This window comes from Metabacillus sp. 113a (assembly GCF_050107635.1).
Lineage (GTDB): Bacteria > Bacillota > Bacilli > Bacillales > Bacillaceae > Metabacillus_B.
In genome coordinates this window covers 297,917-314,841 of record NZ_JBNILJ010000002.1, presented here as the reverse complement: position 1 = coordinate 314,841, position 16,925 = coordinate 297,917, and the positions used below count along the sequence as shown (strand labels likewise).

Annotated in this window: 11 protein-coding genes; 2 read left to right on the top strand and 9 right to left on the bottom strand. The window is 49.0% G+C overall.

All coding sequences use genetic code 11. The annotated features are described in order from the left end of the window. Positions 1-489 precede the first annotated feature (489 nt). The 6 genes from essA to ACQCVE_RS05840 all read right to left on the bottom strand — a co-directional run bounded on the left by essA (position 490) and on the right by ACQCVE_RS05840 (position 11,001). Positions 490-1,200, bottom strand: a complete 711-nt coding sequence (gene essA, locus ACQCVE_RS05865; RefSeq protein ID WP_426862031.1) for a type VII secretion protein EssA — start codon at positions 1,198-1,200, stop codon at positions 490-492. Positions 1,201-1,234: 34 nt separating this feature from the next. After that, on the bottom strand, positions 1,235-4,480 hold the full coding sequence (gene esaA / locus ACQCVE_RS05860; protein ID WP_426862029.1) for a type VII secretion protein EsaA: 3,246 nt from the start codon (positions 4,478-4,480) through the stop codon (positions 1,235-1,237). Beyond that, positions 4,477-8,943, bottom strand: a complete 4,467-nt coding sequence (essC, locus tag ACQCVE_RS05855) for a type VII secretion protein EssC (protein WP_426862028.1) — start codon at positions 8,941-8,943, stop codon at positions 4,477-4,479. Before essC ends, esaA begins: the two co-directional genes overlap by 4 nt. Before the next feature lie 81 nt (positions 8,944-9,024). Then, positions 9,025-10,362 (bottom strand): type VII secretion protein EssB, encoded by a 1,338-nt coding sequence (essB, locus tag ACQCVE_RS05850; RefSeq protein WP_426843029.1) that lies wholly within the window; start codon positions 10,360-10,362, stop codon positions 9,025-9,027. Positions 10,363-10,376: 14 nt separating this feature from the next. Next, a complete protein-coding gene (locus ACQCVE_RS05845; RefSeq protein WP_426843030.1) occupies positions 10,377-10,616 on the bottom strand; it encodes an EsaB/YukD family protein in 240 nt (79 codons plus the stop codon). A gap of 91 nt (positions 10,617-10,707) precedes the next feature. After that, on the bottom strand, positions 10,708-11,001 hold the full coding sequence (locus tag ACQCVE_RS05840) for a WXG100 family type VII secretion target (protein WP_426843031.1): 294 nt from the start codon (positions 10,999-11,001) through the stop codon (positions 10,708-10,710). An 869-nt stretch (positions 11,002-11,870) separates the two neighbouring features. Here ACQCVE_RS05840 and ACQCVE_RS05835 point away from each other — a divergent pair. After that, a complete protein-coding gene (locus tag ACQCVE_RS05835; RefSeq protein WP_426843032.1) occupies positions 11,871-12,056 on the top strand; it encodes a hypothetical protein in 186 nt (61 codons plus the stop codon). A gap of 72 nt (positions 12,057-12,128) precedes the next feature. Here ACQCVE_RS05835 and ACQCVE_RS05830 read toward each other — a convergent pair whose 3' ends face one another. After that, entirely contained in the window at positions 12,129-12,602 is a 474-nt protein-coding gene (locus tag ACQCVE_RS05830; RefSeq protein ID WP_426862027.1) for a hypothetical protein, read from the bottom strand. 374 nt (positions 12,603-12,976) lie between these two features. Here ACQCVE_RS05830 and ACQCVE_RS05825 point away from each other — a divergent pair, with 374 nt between their 5' ends. Continuing rightward, on the top strand, positions 12,977-13,693 hold the full coding sequence (locus ACQCVE_RS05825) for an STAS domain-containing protein (RefSeq protein WP_426862026.1): 717 nt from the start codon (positions 12,977-12,979) through the stop codon (positions 13,691-13,693). Positions 13,694-14,204: 511 nt separating this feature from the next. Here the strand turns inward: ACQCVE_RS05825 and ACQCVE_RS05820 are convergent. Then, complete coding sequence (locus tag ACQCVE_RS05820; protein WP_426862025.1) at positions 14,205-16,166, bottom strand: methyl-accepting chemotaxis protein; 1,962 nt, start codon at positions 16,164-16,166, stop codon at positions 14,205-14,207. Between the two features lie 124 nt (positions 16,167-16,290). Further along, positions 16,291-16,908, bottom strand: a complete 618-nt coding sequence (locus tag ACQCVE_RS05815) for a DedA family protein (protein ID WP_426843036.1) — start codon at positions 16,906-16,908, stop codon at positions 16,291-16,293. Positions 16,909-16,925 lie beyond the last annotated feature (17 nt).

Below are 16,925 nucleotides of genomic sequence, written 5' to 3'. Positions count from 1 at the left end.
GTACAGCAAGCGATTGGAGAGGTGGTGCCGGAGCTTTAGTTCGGTAATGGAGTGCGGGTCTGGAACGGTGCTGCCAGATCCTGCAAATGGCGATTTTTCGCAAAGAAAGTTAGTTTTACTAGTTTTGTGGTGGGGTTGGTGCCTGGCCCTACTTGCTTTAACGCATGTGGGGCCAGAGACTTGGGCGGTGAAAGCCTTGTGTGGCGCGCAATTGGAGAGGTGGTGCCGGAGCTTTAGTTCGGTAGTGGAGTGCGGGTCTGGCACGGTGCCTGGCCCCACTTGCTTTAACGCATGCGGGGTCAGAGGCTTGGGCGGTGAAAGCCTTGTGCAGCAAGCGATTGGAGAGGTGGTGCCGGAGCTTTAGTTCGGTAGTGGAGTGCGGGTCTGGCACGGTGCCGCCGGAGCCTTTCCTCGCCGGACTCCGCCTCTGACGTCACCGCAAAAAACCAAAAAAAACAAAGCCCCCACACGCCAGGCTTTGTTCATTTGTTACAGTTCTTCTTTTTTCCCTGCTGTCATTCTCGGGATGATCAGGACGAGGATCAGCAGGAGGCCGATGCCGATGATGATCATGTAGAGGATGGTGAGGGATGAGGTGGCTTGTTCGGCTTCCTGCAGCTCTTCTTCGGTGGCCGGTGTGGCGGCGGTTTGGAATAGCTGGTCGCTGTTTAGGAAGAGTTCGAGCTGTTTGGCTTTGGCGCCGGTTGTGTCGTTTTCGATGCTGTAGGCGGTGAAGAGTTCGTTTCTGATTTCTTTGAATGGGTCTGGGTCGGGCATGGTGAAGACCAGGTCTTTTTGGGCTTCGGGTATGGCTTGGCGTTTGTTGTAGAGTGATTCGTCTTTGAAGTAGTCGGTTTTTGGTTTGATGGTTTCTTTTTGATAGATGTTGGGTTCCAGGTCTTCGATGTCGATGGTGCCGGTTTCTTCTGCTGATGCAGGTGCCGCTGGAATTAGGAAGAAAAGGGCCGCTGAGAGCAGTGCGGCCATTTTCCAGTTGTTTGTGGGTTTTGCTTTTCCGATGGGTTTCGTACCCTGGATTGATTTTGTGCTTTCGATGGTTTCCCTGGTTTTAATGGTGCCGACCGTTTCCATGTAACCCATGGTTTTCGTGGTTCCGGTCGTTTCCATAGAACCCATGGTTTTCATGGTTCCGGTGATTTCCATAGAACCCATGGTTTTCGTGTTTCCGGTGGTTTTCATGTGCCCGTTCCCTCCTGGGTCATGGCGTTGTTGGTTAGGCTTCTTGTGCTTCCTTGGCTTCGCGGTTGTCGATGATCGTTTTGATGATGATCGGCACGATGGTCAGGATGACAAGAATTCCTCCGAGGACGAGTGCGGCTTCCGTGAATAGGTTGCTTGCATCTTCCTGGATGGAGATGTAGACGGCTGACATTGGGTCGCTGAATGTAAAGTTTGGCACGGTCAGGGACAGGAGCGGGCTGACAAACAGGGCGATGATGGCGATGTTTGCGAGCATGCCGGCTGTGTTCCCGAGCATGTAGGCGACCCGGATGATGCTTGATGCTGTGAGCAGGAGCAGAATGGTGAAGATGGACCATTGGATGGCTCTGTCTTCAGGCAATGAGTAGATGTCTGCTCCGAATAGGCTGATGATGAGTCCTGCGATGATGTTGAGCAGGATGAAGAGCGGTGCGCTCAGCCAGATTGGTGCTGCTTTGAAATAGGTGCTGAAGAATCCGATCAGCAGGCTTGTGAGCATGACGATGACCAGGATGACGACCGGTGGTACGGATTTGGCTTGTTCGATTGGTTCGTCGCCTGAGATTTGGATTGGGCTTGCGAGATGCTCGTAGACGTAGCCGTTGTCCTGGCCGTCGACGTCGGTGTTGCTGAGGACGTCGAAGATTTGGTCGCGGGATTGTTCGGTTGCTTCTACGTTGGCTGCCCATTTGGCGTTGAGTTCGTCGGATTCTTCCTGGACTTCGTCTACTTTTTCGAATAGCTCGTCGGTGTAGGTGACGATGCCGGATTGCCGTTCGCCGAGGCTTCCGAGCAGGCTGTTCATTTGGCCGATTTGGGTGGCGACGCTTTGGCTTCCGCTCACCAGGCCGCTTTCGCTTGCTGCCGGCTGTTCGGGTGCTGGTGCAGGGCTGTTTTGGCCGAGTACGGGTTCACCGCCTGGTGACTGGATTTGGGCGAGCAGGTCGGTTGATGTCGTCTGGATGGCTGCAATTTCTTCCATCATGGCGGCTTCGGCGTCTGTTGTGGCCAGGTTGTATTCTTCTACATAGCCTCTGAGCGATTCTTCGAGACGGGACAGTTCAAGCTGGACGGATGGGAGAAGGGTTTTGATGTCTTCTGCCGGTTTGGTTACGGACTCTTCGGGTTTCAGGAGGTCCGTTGTCTGGGTGTCCAGGTTTTCGTTGCCCATGACGGTGTCGATGGCGGACTGGTCATTGCTGTATAGCTTTTTCAAGGTTTCGTCGTATGCGTCAAGCTTTGCATAGTATTGCAGCAGGGCTGTGGTGTCCTGGTTCGTGATCGGGTTTTCAAAGAGTTCTTCCAGAGCTGTTCTGCGTTCCTCTGACAGGTTGGAGGATTCCAGAATGGCGCGCTCTTTTGCTTCGATGGACTGGACGGCTCCATCCATGCTGCCGCGGACGGCTGCGAGCTGCTCGGACAGCATTTCATAGCCTTCTAGGAGCTGGCCGTAGGCTTCTTTCCATTTGCTGTTGTTTTCGCTGACCTGTTCAAACCTTTTTTCGAAATCCGCCAGCTGTTTGGCGAGGGTTTCATATTCTTTTGTCAGCTTGGCGATCTGTTCGAGCAGGCCGTCGCTGTTCTTTTCAGAGAGCTGCTGTTCGATTTGCTTTGCTTTTTCGGCAATTCCGCCGAGTCCTTCCGCTACGGAAACGGCTTCCTGCGGTTTAGGATCCGGAATGGCGTTCAGTGTTTCCTGAAGGGCTTTTGCTTCGTTTTCGATTTCGGTCAGTGCTTTTCTTTGTTCCCCAAAATCACCGCCGCCTTCTTCGTCTTTTACCTGTTCAAATTCTTCAAACAGGGAGAATGCTGCAATCGACATATTGACAGGGGCTGGATCCGCTCCGGGAATTTCAGGGAGTTCTGGGAGTTCTGGAATTCCTTCGTTCCCTGGTGTTCCGGAGTCATCCGGGTTGCCCGGCTGGTCTGGATTATTTGGCCCGTCCGGGTTCGGGCTGCCCGGGTCGTCTGGATTACCTGGCTCGTCCGGGTTTTGGTTATCCGGGTTTTGGTTATCCAGGTTTGGGTTGCCTGGGTTATCAGGATTTCCCGGTTCATCCGGATTGCCTGGGTCGTCCGGGTCGGGGTTGCCTGGGTTATCCGGGTCTCCCGGTTCGTCTGGTTCGCCTGGTTCGTCAGGTGTGTCCGGCAGATCTGGGGTTTCCGGTTCTTCGGTTTCTTTTTCAAGCTCGGCTCTCAGCGGCTGCATGTCCTGCTGGAGCTGGGTGAGGCTGTTTTGGTTGACGGCTTTCTGGTAGAGCTCCATGTACTGGGTGTAGACGGTTTGCAGTTCGGTTTCCTGGTTTCGGGATTGCTCCTGGAGGCTGCGCTCGAGCTCGCTGATGCTTGTGTTTCCGGCATTGAGCGATTCGTTGGCTGCGAACAGTTCGTCATAGTAGGCGTTTGTCTGGGCTGCGAACATGCCGGCGGAGCCGGTGTTTGTTTCAGTGTAGCTCAGCATGGTGTTTTGCAGGTCGGACAGCGATTGCTGCTGGACCTCGTTCATGAGGGAAATTTGGTTTTCCCGGTAATCACGGTAGTCGTTGACGTAGCCTAAGAATCCTTCGAGGCTTTGGGCCAGTTCTTCTGCGCTTTGCTCGCGGTCAGGAGCTTCTTTGGAGGCGTCGGCCATTGTTCCCTGAAGCTGCTGGAGCATTTCCTGCTGGTTCTGGATCTCCTCTGCCAGTCCTTTGGAGCTTGGCTTGTAGAAGGCGACCATTGTTGCCTGGAAGTTTTCTTCTTTTTCAAGGATATCGTCGAATTTTTCTTTTACATCGTCCATTTCCTGGGCAATGGAATCCCAGTAGATGATGGACATGGTTTTGCTTGCGCGGTCAGATGCTTCCTTGATTTCACCGAGGACCTTTTCTTTGTCGACGGCTGTGAGCTGGTCTTTTACCTTGAAATTGAATTCCGCTTTTTCGGGTGCTTCGCTTTCGTAGGTCATAATGTTTTCTGTAAAGTCGCTCGGGATGTAGACAACCGCATCGTAGGAGTCGTTTTTCAGGCCGTTTTCGGCTTCACTGCGGGTCGTATCGATCCATTCGTAGCTGGAGTCTTTTTTGAAGACCGGGAATACTTCCTTTCCGAGGTCCCCCTCGCTGCCGTTTTCTTCATTGACGACAGCGATGGCTTTGGCTGATTTGTTCCGGATCTCCATCGGATTTTCTCCGATTGTCTGGAAAAACAGGGCAGGGACGGCAAGAATGAGAATGACAGCCATGATCATTTTCATCATACGTTTTGTTTGTTCCGTCATGAATAGATCTTCCTTTCAATTGCGCTTAGAGGAATTTGTATTTTGGTCACTTTTCCGTTGTCTGCATAGTAGCCGAAGCCTGCGCTGATTTCTTGTTCTTTGCGGTCATACGGCAGCTGCACGAGCGATTGTTCGGATTTTTTCATTAAAATAATAGCCTGGCGGACCTGCTTGAGTTCAGATGATAAAGCGTCGAAGCCTTTTGATATTTCGTTCGGATTTCCTGAAGCAATGATATTAAAGCCAAGGTGGCCGTAATTTTTCATAGCCTTTGACAGGCGGTCCAGCAAGAGCGGCTCAGCGGCCTGCAGGAATCTTCCATAGCCGTCGATGGCAAGGATCAGCGGCGGGAACAACAGGTCCCCGGCTTTTCCATCCTGAACGGCCTGGACATACTGTCTGTCCCGTTCATTTAGGACCGCTTCGGTTTGATCGAGCCATGCTGTGATGCTTTCCTTCGATTCGACGTAATCCACCCGATCCTCGGAGGCGTAGCTTGAGAGGCCGCGGTCGATGGAGTCAAATACCGCGATCCGGTCTTCCTGTGTTTTCAGAACGGTATTGATAATGACTTTAAGCACATTGGTTTTCCCTTTTTGAGCCTGGGCGATGATGAGGCAGTGCTTGTTTTTCAGCAGGTTCAGGCTGACTGGCTGCACAAGCTCCTCATGAAGCCCGATTGGAATGATGCCTGGCTTTGGCTGGGTCTCGACGTATTGGGTAAAGGTAATCGTCGAGAGCTCGGACGGGAGCATCGGCACCGGCTTCGGACGCTTACAGCTGCTGTATTTTTCAACAAGCATCTGGATATCCTCTTTAAGCTGATCCATCATTTCATAGTCATCTGCTCCGTCAGCCGGCAGGAACATTTGGGCAAAGTAGGTTTGATCCTTCTTGATGAAGGCCCGTCCAGGCAAGGCTTCCATATCATATGGAGGCTTGCCGATGATGCCGAACGCCTCGGAGCTGTCGAGCATATAATGGACAATTTTTGTTTTCAGGTTGTTCATCATGGCATGGCGGACGGAGTTCCCTCTTGACGCTGTGAGGATCATGAACAATCCGAGTGACTGCCCGTCGCGGAGCAGCTGGTTGATTTCTGTTTCCAGATCATACATTTCTTCGCGGATGATATCGAAGTTTTCGATGGCGAGCATGATGATTGGAAGCTTATTGTCGTTCAGGTTGTTGTACATTTTGATGCTGCTCACTTCATGCTGCTGGAACAGCTTTTTCCGGCGGGTTAGCTCTTCTTTAATAAGCACCATGAATTTCTCAATTTTACGCGGCTGGTCCATGAGCAGATAGTCCGCTGTATGCGGAAGCTGTCTGAGCGGAAGGAGCGCGCCGTTGCCGAAGTCGAGCATGTAGATGTGCAGCTCCTCCGGAGTCAGCTTGGCGGCCATTCCCATCAGAAGCGTCATGACGGAAACGGATTTCCCGTAGCCTGACGTTCCGAAAATACCGATGCTGCCATCGTCGATCATCTTGTAGGAGAACGGAGTCTGGCTTTGCTTTTCCGGTTCATCGATCATGCCCATCACCACTTCATTTTGCGGCTCGGACATGTAGGCGATTCTTGAAAGGCGCTCTTCAAGCGGCGGCAGCCACGGGCTTGCGAGCTTTTTGATGCCGAGCTTTTTTTGGGTCTCTTCAATTTTCCCGACGACCACTTCGATTTCAGTCTGAGCGTCCCGCTTTTTCTCTGCCGTTCCGGACAGGTCGGAGAGCGGAACGAAGCCAAGGTCTGTGACGAGGGCAACCTCATCCTCGCCTTCCTGCGTTTCTTCGTTGTAAGGCGCGCCGCTCCATGCGGATTGGAACAGCTCGTACACCTCGTTGTTTCCAACCTGCAGGTATCCGCGTCCTGTAACGGTGATGGCAGCAGCGTCCGCATTTTTTAAAATTTCCTTACTGTCACTTGCATCCTGGACTTTGAGGGCGACACGGAAACGGGCGTTGCTCCAGATCTGGTTATCAATGACGCCGGTCGGCTTCTGGGTCGCGAGGATCAGATGGACCCCGAGGCTACGTCCAATCCGGGCAGCACTGACCATTTCCCGGATAAAGTCCGGCTCTTCACTCTTCAGCTCGGCGAACTCATCGGAGATCAGGAACAGATGGGGAAGCGGGAGCTCCGCTTCGCCTTTTTTGTAAAGCTTCGTATAGTCATTGATGTGATTCACTAAGTACTGATCAAACAGCCGCTGACGGCGCTTCAGTTCGCTTTTAATGGAGGCGAGTGCCCGAGCGCTGAAGTTTTTGCTGCCTTCAATGTTTGTAATCGTCCCAAGCAAATGGGGCATGTTTTTAAACGGCTGTGCCATTCCGCCCCCCTTATAGTCGATCAGGAGGAACGCCACCTCGTGTGGATGAAAGTGCGCGGCGAGCGACAGGATGTACGTCTGCAAAAATTCACTTTTTCCGGATCCCGTCGTACCGGCGAGCAAGCCGTGGGGCCCGTGTGCTTTTTCATGAAGGTTCAGCTCGACAACATCCTCTTTCCCTTTCAGCCCGATCGGTACGGCAAGGGATTTTGCGGACTCCCTCGTGAGCCAGTTCTGCTCAATCGGAAGCTCGTCCACTTCCTTTGCATTGAACATGCCAAGGAAGGAGACGCTGTTCGGAATCGAGTTGGTCATTCCGGTTTGGTGATCGAGCGTCCGGAGTGTCCGTGCAAACGTTTCGTTGTTTTCCATTGTATGGTGATCAAGGGCAAACGGAATTTGGACCGCCTTCTTTTCCTTAATCAGAATGTCGCCTTCATTTTCATTCACATAGCGGACGAGGGTATGAATATGCTCGGTCAGGCTTTCTTTATTTTCAGCTGCAAAAATCGCCGAAATGCCGATGTTCCTGTTTTCACCTTCCAGGTATTCAAGGATCACATGGTCGGCAATGAGCTGATGGTTGGCCACGATAAAGACGATATGAGGCGAAAAGATCAGCTCTTTATCCTCCTGAATATCCCGCTCGCGGATCAGCTCGTACAGCGAGGACAGAAGCTGATCGCGCGTCTGCTCGTTGTAGATCAGCCCCTTAGCATAGGCATGCGGCAGCTGGAAATGCGGCAGCCATTTTACCCACTGCCAGTCCTCATACTCTTTTTCATCAAAAATGAAAACGAAGCGGAGGTCATGATAGCTGTGGAAAAAAGCAAGCTGTCCAATGAGCTGATGAAGCTCTTTTTTCACGATTTTTTCTTTTCCAATCAGTCCCATGGCCCCTTCTTTCAGGCTCACAGGAATCGGAACAGGCCCGATTTCCTTGTAGGCTTCTTCAAGCTCCTGCGACTGTTCAAGCAGGTCATCGATTTCCCTGTTTGCCAGGTCTGATGAGCTCATTGAAACGGTATAGCTGGACGGACTCTTGCCGTTTCCGATTCTGAGCTGCAGAAAATCGGCGCTTTCAAGTGTCCGCTCCCAGATCCGGTCGGAGATATCCTCGGTCATGTATTTCATTTTTTCAAAGGAAGGAAAATGATAGAAAAGGACGTTTTTCTGTTTTTCGGCAAGCTCCTGCAGTTGCTTTCTGGAACGCTCGAGATAGGCAGCGTAAACGCGCACGCGTCTCGCTTCCCTTCGTTTTCTCGTTTTACGGTCTTTGAAATATTGGGTAGAAGATGTAATAAGGGTCATTCCGAACATCGCCATTGTGATGATAATATAGATGCCCCGCGGCTGGATGAGAGCGACGAGCCCCATCAGGATCAGCATCACAAGCGGCGGCAGAATAATGAGCCAGAGCCCCCGGTTGCTGTCATCCGATTCCTGAAGCGGCATGTTCAGGTTTACTTTTTCCTCCGGCAGCTCGTAAATCATCCTCGGTGTGCGCCGGTAAACCGGATACTTCTTCTTCATTTCACTTTCTGGCTTTTCAATTTTCGGAAGCGAAGTCCGGAATTCCTGCAGATCGCTGACGGAAAGAATATCCTGATCCGTAAAGTGGACAGTCATAAAGCCCCACAGCAGAATATCTCCAACCTGCAGATCGGTTGTTTCTGTAACACTGTGCCCATTTTTATAAAGATGCTTGCTGCTGGATTCGATGACCCAGCCGTCTTCTGCTTTTCTCAATCTGAACCAGCCGTCTGAGGTCGGGCTTGAGCTTGCGATCTGCGCATCCTCATCCTGTGAGAAAAGGATTTCATGCTGATACCCGGTAAAAAGCGGCTTTGCCTCCACCGGATCAGGCGTTAGACAGAGAACAAGGGTCTGCCCGGCTTCTTCCCACACGAATGAGCCTTTTTCAGGAAGGCTTCCTGACTTTTCTCCATTGTGGAAAACCGAAAATTCTCCACTGCCCTCTTCTTTTTCCAGTTCAAGGGATCCTGATGAAAATGGAAACGAACGCACAGTGACCGTGTCCGTGAACTCAGGACCAATCGTCAGAGAACGGGTGGATATACTGGATATGGTATATGGCTGATAAGTCCGCTGATAAAAGACCCATAACGTGCTCATAAGAAGCTACCTCCTAGAAATGGTGCAAATAAAGGCCGGCCGCCTCAGGCTAATAGGCGGGACGGTTTGATTCCTGTTCTGTTAAGAAGCCGGCTTTTTCTCTTTTTCTTGCGCTTCCTGCTTTTCTTTCTCGGCTGCCGCTTTTGCTTCGGCCTCTTCCTTCGCCTTTGCTTCAGCCTCTTCCCTTGCCTTTTCTTCTTCCTGAGCCTGTTTCTTCTGCTCTTCTTCTTCCTTTGCATCTTCTTCCGCTTTCTTTATAGCGTCCTGCTCTTTTTTGTAGTCTTCAATTTCCTGCTGCAGATCGTCAAGCTTGGCCTGCTTCTCTTCACCCTTCAGCTCGTCGCTCGCTCTTACTTCTGCTTCATAATTAATGAGCGCATAAACGATCGAGAACTGATCGCGCAGCGTGCGGGCAATCTCCAGCGCCTGCTCATTATTGCCGCGGCCGATATGAATCCAGTAATCAAAAAACTGGGCATTCGTTTCCGGACTGATCTGGCCGAGGAGACTCTCCCGCTGCTCCTCCGTCAGCTTGGCTTTCGTGGTTGAGATGATGGAAGTGGCAAGCTGATATTTGACAATGTCCGGCATATCTTCCGCTTCATAGCGGTCAAGCGTATCAATGACACTGCTGAACTCACGGTTTTGAAAATACTCTCCGCTTTTAATGTAAGCCTCCGCCTGCGGCTGCAGGAAAAAGACAGAGTAAACGGTATAAATCAGGGCTGGAATCAGTAAAACCAAAAATCCGAGTGAAACGTAGCGGAAGGTTTTCCACTTCTTGTTCGGGATATGTACGAGACTCCGCTCATCGTCCTCAAGCTTTTCAATCTTCCGGCTGATGAGCGCAGAAAGATCCTCCGGTGTTTTGGTTTCAAAAATTTCTTTCACCAACGGAGAGACCTGAAGCGTTTCATGAAATTTAATGTACTGTTCAAAGGAAAACTTACTGTCCACTGCCGCTGCAATCACCGCTCTGACCTCCTGCCAGACCCGGTCATCATCCTTCTCGTAGGGAGGGAGGCTTTCTCTTACGCCGTAATGGAGGAAATCAGGGGCAAGACCTTTTGAGATTGCCAGATTATCAGGCGAAACAATCAAATGCAGGCGCGCATAAGAATGCGCCTTCACTTTTTCGACAAGCTGGTGGGCAAACACCCATTTGCTGTGCCGGTCCTTCTCCAGCAAATCTTGAAAATTTTGATAGGAAGGGGCGGGCCGGGCCGTGATGATCATCTCATCATCCGTCATTTGGATGCTTCGGTCAATGTCACCGCCAAGACTTTCAAGCATCGCCACTTCAAGCGCACTGTCAAGCTTGATCTTTTCCTGCTGAAAAATAAAGGTTCGCTGTGTGCCGTCTTTTTCTACTTTGCATTCGAGCTGGTGCTCTAAATAATCAAGTTCTTTTTCTGCCATGTGTTCCGGCTCCTTTAGAGTATTTCAAGTCGATCTCCAGTCATAATTCCGCTCTCCGCAAGCTGCCGGTCACCAGGGATGACCTTCTGCTTATTCGGAATGCGAACCCAATGCCCTTCTCGAGGTGGGTCAGAAATGCATTTAGCCTGCCAGACAATATCAATCATTTTTTTTACTGAATGATAGTCTGATAGGCGAAGGTCAAATACTTCTCCCGTATAATGTTTTAAGTCTACAGTCACTTCTATATACATGCCTTTTCACCTCAAAAATGAAGAGGCGCCATAATCCGCGAAGAATATGGCGCCTCCTAGCGTCTTTGCTGGATTAATCGTTTGCTGTCAATTAGCCGCGGATTTTGTTCGCAATCTCTTCATCAGCATCACGCAATGCGTTCGCTGTATTTTGAAGCTGCTGGCTTACTTCATCAAGCATTGTTTGCATTTCAACAAGGGATGGCTTTAAACGCTCCCACTGATCAGCGAAAGCTGTGCTTGAGCTACCTTTCCAAACTCCGCTAAGATCAGAGATTTTACCTGAAATACGTCCTACCTGTTCGCCCACACCCTGGCTCTCTGCGCTAAACTCCTGGGACTTCGTTTCAAGATCTTGCGGTGTTACTTGAATTAAACCTGACATTCTTCAACATCTCCCTTACGTGAATTTACTTTAATTGTAAAATTAAACAGCACCTAATTTCAATTGTTACTTAGAAATTAGTAGAAAATTGGTTAATTCTATCTACTTATACCCGAAATTGGAAGTGATAAACTATAAATAAAGAGGATATTTTTCTTATTTTCTTTCGTAAATTGTACCCAACTGCTCATTTCGACAGAAAATTTAGATAAAACTAATTTTGTAAAATAGTGGTGCTTTGTTTACGAGATTGTTAGAAACGTATTGTCGAAGTAACGGGATTGTTATGTTTGTTATGATCTATGTACAATCACCTCCGTAGCCTTTGTAAGAGGAATGGACTTCCTTTCACACCATATATTCCCACTTGGTTTTTTGGGTAAACCATTATTTTGGGGGATTTTGGGTGGGGGTGGACAGGGACTGGCGGGGACGGCGGTGGTGGTGGCGCGGGCGGACGGTGGTGGTGGCGCGGGCGGACGGTGGTAAAGGCGGCGGCGGCGGGGCCTGGCCCGCTCTTCACTGCAGGACTAAAGCTCCGGCACCTTGTCTTCAAACGCTTGCGGGACAAGGGGCTGGATGCATTGGTCTCTGTCCCCCGCTGCGGTGAAGCGTGTGGGGCCAGGCGCGGTGCCTGGCCCGTGTTACGGCAGCGAACTAAAGCTCCGGCACCTTGCTTCGGATCCCTTGCGGCCCAAGGGGCTGGCCGCATTGGTCTCTGTCCCCCGCTGCGGTGAAGCGTGTGGGGCCAGGCACCTTCAGCGTCCAAAACGGTAATTTTACCAATTCAAGAAAAAAAGATGGATGTCCAAACAGGAAGATTTGGTAGAGCATACTATAAATAGAATTCGTATAAGGAGGTATGGTTTATGGCTGGCGATAATACGGCTGCTGCCAAAAAGAAACCGTGCGGATGCGGGGGGAAACCTGTGCTGCAAGCAAAGATCATTGTAAAGAGTGGCAGTAAAAGTTCCTCTGGCAAATCTGCTTCAAACTACTATAAAAAAAAGCCTTGGTATACCCGCTTTTTAGATAGATTGAAAGCTCTCTTTTAAGAGCTTGCTTTGTTCATAACAGCAAGCAGGCCCCGGCAATTCTGCTGCCTGGGCCTGCTTCATTCAAAATGATTATTCAGCTGTAAACGGGCACTCGAATACGGGCTGACCTGTCACTGTAACCGTATCATTATCTGTATCAAGGACAATTTGCAGATTCTCGATCGTAAAGGATTCACAAGGCAGTTCCGGCGGGCAGGATTTTTCACAGTAGTAGCAGATTTGGGACCCGATATCATATGGAATCACCAACGTAATAATTTCCGGTACCGGACAGTTTTCTCCATCAAAAACCGGAAGTGCTATCGTAAAGATAAGATTCCCTGAATACCGAACATAATATAGGTCTAGTGAGCATCGGAGTGTCTGTCCGCAAACTTCAACCTCTGCTTCTGCGGAGCAGCAGCCTTTATCTTCATTTAAATTGATCGGGCAGCTATATATTGTTGGAGTACCGATTCTGGCAACACATGGAGGAATCGCAAACGTTTCGTTGATTGGTAAAAGTTCTGTGCTGCAAGGACAATCATTTAAACAATTATACATATTTATGCCTCTTTTCAACATGATATTCCAAAACTCTTATTTGGAACTCACCATATGGTATTCATTTTGATAGAGACTGCTTGGCCGTATATCCCGAAAAAAGGTTATCATTACCAAAATTGGCACTTATCATTGGTGCCTTTTACTTTATAAATATTCCAAAGGTGTCCATTCTATCAATTTAGCTTACCAGGATTTATTTCGTTTATCCCTCCAGCATATCGGGCAGCTGGTTTGACAGGGCTTTTGACGAAGATTGTCTAATATAATGGATCTTTGTTTGAACGCTAAAAATATTACAGATCTGCTGCCCAAACATGAGCAGAAAAGGATGAGGATTGCTTGACGAAGCAGCAGAAAAGATTTTAACTTTCATGGGTAGAATTGTCCCGATTAACACTCTTTTACTAGCGAAAAACGAGCAGAAATTCAATAAGATTGAAAAGGTCTTAAACCAGGACAGGATTTTGTTAACAATAGGGGAGAGCTCGCCTTTTGAAGATACATTCTGCAAATTGAGTGTAGATTATGGCGATCGCGTCCTGCTCATTCATGATTTGAATCAGCATAACAGGATGAAGGACATGTCCGTTACCCGTAATTTAAAGGGAGGAAGCTTTATTGGCATTCCTATCAACTTCAGTACCGGGGAGATCTACGGAACCATCTGCGGACTGGATGTACAAAACGTGCAATTCGAGGAAGAACACGTAGAGCTATTCACTACAATGGCTTCCCTCTTAAGCTATGTTCTCGATTTGGATAGAGTCAATCGGGAAGTAGAGGAACTATCCGCTCCGGCGGTTCCGCTTACAAAATACATAGCCGTTCTGCCCATTATTGGAGACATTAGTGAAAAGAGGGCAGACATCATTATTAAGTCGACCTTGAAGCAAAGCTCCGACCGCCACCTTCAATATCTCATTCTGGATTTATCTGGAATTATCAGGATGAACAAAGAGGTCATGCATCACCTCCTGCAATTGGTCAAGATGCTGGAAATAATCGGGGTAACCCTAATCTTGACTGGTTCCTTCAAGAACATGCGCGAAATATGGTTCAAAGCAATTTGCTGGCGGATGGAATTTTAGCGAAAAAATCACTGGAAGCGGCTTTATCGCATATTGGATTTGCTTTAGTAGAAAAAAATAGTTTATACAGGGGAGACGTCCTTCGGTTGGGGTTTTTTTTGATAATCTAAGCATCGTTTTCCTCCGTCCCACGCCCCGATAAAGCAGCAAAGCTCTGGCACCACCTTCCAGTACCCTTACAGCGGGAAGGGGTTGCTGTGATCTTGCTCCGTCCCCTTTTTTGTGGAAAATTGGGGACGGAGGCAGCCTCCGTCCCCCGCTCTGATAAAGCAGCAAAGCTCTGGCACCACTTTCAAGCAGCCTTACGGCGATAATGGGTTCCAAGGTTCTTGCTCCGTCCCCATTTCTGCAGAAAATTGGGGTCGGAGGCAGACGTGATTTTACTCCTATGTTCCATACCAAGCAAACGCAACTTTCTATTTTCACGTGGTCTATACTAAAGAAACCGCGACTCTCTATATTAATCTCCTAAAAAAGCTAACCCCACAAACACAGGTTAGCTTCTTTTCTATTATTTGGTTTTGAATGCTGCTACTTCCTTTTGCAGGTCAGCGGCGAGGTCGGCGAGCTGGCTGATGGATTGGCCGATTTCTTCGATGGAAGAGAATTGCTGCTGTGCTCCGGCTGCGACTTGCTGGGTGGAGCTTGCGGATTCGGTGGCGATGCTGGCCATTTCTTCTACTGATGCTGTGACTTCTTCTGAGCTTGCGGACATTTGCTCGGCGGTTGCTGAGACTTCCTGGATTTGGGTGTTGACGTTTTCGACTGCTTTTTGAATGGAGTCGAAGTTTTCTCCGGTTTCTTTCATGAGCTTGATTCCGCCGGCAGCTTGCTCTTTTTCTTTGTCCATGTTGGTCATGACCAGGTCGGTTCTTTTTTGGATGGAGCGGATGAGAGCTGTGATTTGCTCGGCTGATTGCTTGGAGCCCTCTGCCAGTTTTCTTACTTCGTCAGCTACGACGGCGAAGCCTTTGCCGTGTTCTCCTGCCCTTGCTGCTTCGATGGCTGCATTGAGTGCGAGCAGGTTGGTTTGCTCGGAGATGGCGGTGATGACGTCGACGATTTGATTGATTTCTTCTGATTTGTCTCCCAGCTCTTTTACGTGGCGGGTGGTTTCTTCGACGGATACATAGATTTCATCCATTTGTTTGACGGCTCGTTCGATAAAGACGCTGCCTTTTTGGGTCTGTTCAGCGGCTTCTGAGACGGAATGGGAGACCGATCCTGCGCGCTCCGCTACGTATTGAACACCGGTTGCGATTTCCTGGATCGCTTTGGCGGTTTCTTCGGTGCTGACCATCTGGGTTTCAGCACCTTCTGATAGCTCGTCAACGGATTGAGCAATTTCCTTTGTGATGCCGCTGACCTGAATGGCGGTATTTTTCACCTGTTCAGAAGAGGCAGCGAGAGTGCCGGATGAGTGTTCGATTTGTGAAATCAAGTTCCGTAAAGAATCAATCATCATATTGAATGCAGAACCGAGCTGGCCGAGGTCATCTTTGGACCGCACCTGTGCCTTTTCCGTCAGATCTCCCTGGCTGACCTTGCTTGCGATGGCTGACAGGTTTCGGATCGGACGCACGATTGCGCGAATGGTGAAATAGTTAAAAAGAGTTCCAACAACAAGAAACACACCTATTACGGTGATCATGTTTACCAGAATGGGAGCTGACTGTTCGGAATATTCGGAGGTATCCATTGTCCCGAGTATTTTCCAGCCGGTCTGTTCGTTCGTCTCAAACATCATCGCTTTGTTTGCACCGTTGAATGTGTAGGTGAAATTGCCTTTGTCCGATTGATAAATAGGTTCACTAATGCTTTTATCCAGCATTTCACCTGGCTGAAGAGTTGGATGAACGACAACCTTCCCATCTTTGTCGAGGATGCTCGGGTATCCTTTATTTCCTATTTTTGTCTCAAGAGAGGTTTTAGCAAGTACATTTAAATCGATATCCATTGCCATAACGCCATTTCCATCTGCTAATGTGCTTGCAATGGTTACAACGGTTTTGCCGCTGACTGCATCTTTATATGGACTGGTTACGATGGAGTCTCCTTTATTCGCTACTGCTTCTTTATACCAATCTCGTTCTGTCGGATTGAACCCATCCGGGAACTCGGAACGGGGAAAGCTGTATATGCTGCCTTCGTTTGTTCCGACATAAGTGAACACCACTTCCTGGAAAGTGTTGCTAATGTAGCCTAACCGTTCATTCATGTAGGCTTCGTCCTCAAGCGCACTGCTGCTGATGGTTTTCGAGAACAATTCTACAACATCCCGTTTATTTTGAAAAAATTCATCCGTCAGTCCATTTAAGAGATGAACCTGCTGTCCTGCGGCTGATTCAATTTGGTCTTGCACTTCATTTTTGGCTGTTAAGTATCCAAATACCCCTATTGAAACAGTGGGAATTAAAAGGAGCACAAAAGCGAAGATAATTAGTCGATTGCGGATTTTCATATTTTTGAACATGGGCATGCACTCCTATGCTGAGTTATAAGTACATGCTATTTATCGACAATTCCCGCTAGTTTTCAAGGTGATTTTGTGAATTATTTCACTTATTGAAAAAAGAGGACCGCATTGGCCCCCTTAATTAACCCTGTTTGTACTTTTTCCTTCTTCTCACGTACCAGACAACCACCATAACAAGCAGGATGGCCAGGATGGCATAGATGAAGTTTGAATAGATGCTCATGTACTCGCCGATTTTTGGCCACGCTTCTCCGAGCATGGAACCAAGGATGACGAGGAGCGTATTCCAGATCAATGTACCGATTGTGGTGTAGATGAGGAAGAGCCAGACGTTCATGTTTGACATGCCGGCCGGGATGGAGATGACACTTCGGACGAAGGGAACCATCCGGCAAAAGAATACGGTCCACTTCCCGTATTTATCAAACCAGGCGTCGCCCCGGTGAATTTCTTTTTTGGAAACAAGAAGAATGTGTCCATATTTGTCCACGAATTTCTCAAGCTGTTCAACGTCCAGCAGCCTGCCGACGTAGTAGAGGATGATGGCTCCGAGAACTGAACCTCCAGTTGCAGCTGCAATGACTCCGGGGATTGTTAAGCCGGAGGTCGTCGTCATGAAGCCTCCAAACGGCAAGATCACCTCTGAGGGAATCGGAGGGAAAATATTTTCTAGGGCAATCATTAAAAAGATTCCCAAGTACCCAAATTGCTCCATAAATTGCGTAATCCAGTTATCCATTTAAAATCCTCCTGTAA

Coding starts and splice junctions, on each gene's coding strand:
- essA (WP_426862031.1), bottom strand. CDS start 1,200: ATGAAAACCACCGGAAACACGAAAACCATGGGTTCTATGGAAATCACC.
- esaA (WP_426862029.1), bottom strand. CDS start 4,480: ATGACGGAACAAACAAAACGTATGATGAAAATGATCATGGCTGTCATT.
- essC (WP_426862028.1), bottom strand. CDS start 8,943: ATGAGCACGTTATGGGTCTTTTATCAGCGGACTTATCAGCCATATACC.
- essB (WP_426843029.1), bottom strand. CDS start 10,362: ATGGCAGAAAAAGAACTTGATTATTTAGAGCACCAGCTCGAATGCAAA.
- ACQCVE_RS05845 (WP_426843030.1), bottom strand. CDS start 10,616: ATGTATATAGAAGTGACTGTAGACTTAAAACATTATACGGGAGAAGTA.
- ACQCVE_RS05840 (WP_426843031.1), bottom strand. CDS start 11,001: ATGTCAGGTTTAATTCAAGTAACACCGCAAGATCTTGAAACGAAGTCC.
- ACQCVE_RS05835 (WP_426843032.1), top strand. CDS start 11,871: ATGGCTGGCGATAATACGGCTGCTGCCAAAAAGAAACCGTGCGGATGC.
- ACQCVE_RS05830 (WP_426862027.1), bottom strand. CDS start 12,602: ATGTATAATTGTTTAAATGATTGTCCTTGCAGCACAGAACTTTTACCA.
- ACQCVE_RS05825 (WP_426862026.1), top strand. CDS start 12,977: ATGGGTAGAATTGTCCCGATTAACACTCTTTTACTAGCGAAAAACGAG.
- ACQCVE_RS05820 (WP_426862025.1), bottom strand. CDS start 16,166: ATGTTCAAAAATATGAAAATCCGCAATCGACTAATTATCTTCGCTTTT.
- ACQCVE_RS05815 (WP_426843036.1), bottom strand. CDS start 16,908: ATGGATAACTGGATTACGCAATTTATGGAGCAATTTGGGTACTTGGGA.